Origin of the sequence: Mesorhizobium sp. M7A.F.Ca.CA.004.04.2.1 (assembly GCF_004022825.1) — a bacterium.
Taxonomy (GTDB): domain Bacteria; phylum Pseudomonadota; class Alphaproteobacteria; order Rhizobiales; family Rhizobiaceae; genus Mesorhizobium.
In genome coordinates, this window is the sequence record NZ_RZPH01001589.1 from 1 (window position 1) to 744 (window position 744).

The window sequence follows — 744 nt, forward strand, 5'->3', positions numbered from 1 at the left end:
CTTTACGACACCAACAGGCTGCGGCACATCAGGCTGCAATATGTGACCATCGGGCTGATCGTGGTCAATGCCCTGGTCTACCTTGCCACCGCGCTCGGCGGCGAGAGTTTCTCCAATGCCGCCGTGCTTGGTCTCGGCTTCATCCCGTCGGTCGTCCATGACACCGCCGAGCTCGATCCCCGTTTCATCGTCATCCCCGAAAGCCTGAGCTACCTCACCTATTCCTTCCTGCATGCAGACATCTTCCATCTCGGCGGCAACATGCTGTTCCTGTGGGTGTTCGGCGACAATGTCGAGGATGCGCTCGGCCACATCCGCTACCTCATCTTCTACCTGTTGTGCGCGATCGCCGGCGCCGCTTTCCAGGGCCTCGTCGCCTGGGATTCGCAGGCGCCGCTGATCGGTGCCTCCGGCGCCATCGCCGGCGTGGTCGTCGCCTATCTGATCCTTTATCCCAGGGTGAAGGTCTGGGTGCTGGCCTTTGCCCGCATTCCGCTCCGCATCCCGGCCTTCATCCCGCTCATCTTGTGGGTGCTGTTCCAGGTGGTGATGTTTGCCGCCGGCGGCGAGGACCAGATTTCGTGGGCCTGCCATATCGGCGGCATCATTGCCGGAGCCGTTCTTGTGCTCGTCCTGCGCAGCCGCGGCGTGCCGCTGTTTGCCGGCGCCGACGAGGACGTCGCGCCCACCGCTCCCGACCAACCGCCGGTTGCCACGGAACCGCTGATCCCCGACCCGCCCGCC

The 744-nt window shown here is 64.4% G+C and carries 1 protein-coding gene; it reads left to right on the forward strand.

Going from position 1 to position 744, the window contains the following annotated elements:
• Positions 1 to 744 (forward strand): rhomboid family intramembrane serine protease (locus tag EN893_RS36325; protein ID WP_164901513.1); only part of this gene is annotated, 744 nt, incomplete at both ends.